Raw genomic sequence first — 1,009 nt, forward strand, 5'->3', positions numbered from 1 at the left:
CGGAGGGAACGATGCGGCCGAAGAAGCACAAGACGACGGGATCGAACGATCTGTTCCGGGCGCGGCTGGACCAGATCATCAATCTGAAGCACGAGTTGGTTCTGCTTGCCGGCAAGATCGATTGGGACTGGATCGACGGCGAGATCGCGCCGCTCTACAGCGAGAACGGCCGGCCGGGGATCGAGACCCGCTTCATGATCGGGCTGTTGTTGCTCAAGCATATCTACGGGCTGTCCGATGAGGGGGTGTGCGAGCGCTGGGTCCACGACCCTTATTTCCAGTTCTTCACCGGCGAAGAGTTTTTCCGGCACGCTTTCCCGCACGAACGCTCGGACCTGAGCCATTGGCGCAAGCGGCTCGGCGACAAGCTGGAGCTGCTGCTGGCCGAGAGCCTGCGGGTGGCGCACGAAGCCGGCGCCTTACGCAGCCAGGACCTCAAGCGCGTCACGGTCGACACCACGGTGCAGCCGAAGGCCATCACCTTCCCGACCGACGCCAAGCTGCTTCATGCGGCCATCCAGGGCCTCAACCGCCTGGCGAGAAGGCACAGCGTCAGGCTCCGGCAATCCTATTCTCGCGTGGCCAAGGCCGCTGCGATGATGGCGGGCCGCTACGCCCATGCCAAACAGTTCGGGCGGCATCAGCGGCAGTTGCGTATCCTGCGCAGCCGGCTGGGCCGGATCATCCGCGACATCCGTCGCAAGATCGAGGGCCAGCCAGCCCTCGAGGAGGCATTCGCCCTTCCGCTTGGCCGAGCCAGCCAGATCCGCTCCCAGCAGCAGCGCCAGCGCGGCTGGAAGCTCTATTCCTTTCATGCCCCGGAGGTGGAGTGCATCGGCAAAGGCAAGGCCTCAGCCCCTTACGAGTTCGGCGTGAAGGCCTCCATCGTCACCAACAATCGCCGAGCTCCCGGCGGCCTGTTCGTACTGCATGCCAGCTCGCTGCCCGAAAATCCCTACGACGGTCACACCTTGCGGAACGTCATCGACCGGACCGAGACGCTCACCGG

General features: G+C 64.5%; 1 protein-coding gene. It reads left to right on the forward strand.

Annotation, left to right across the window (positions count from 1 at the left end; all coding sequences use genetic code 11):
* Positions 1 to 11: 11 nt before the first annotated feature.
* Positions 12 to 1,009, forward strand: a 998-nt coding sequence (locus ABIB91_RS41675) for an IS5 family transposase (RefSeq protein ID WP_354172993.1), incomplete at its 3' end; no start/stop codon positions are given.

Source organism: Bradyrhizobium sp. JR4.3, from assembly GCF_040547695.1.
In the GTDB taxonomy this organism is placed as follows: Bacteria; Pseudomonadota; Alphaproteobacteria; order Rhizobiales; family Xanthobacteraceae; genus Bradyrhizobium; species Bradyrhizobium canariense.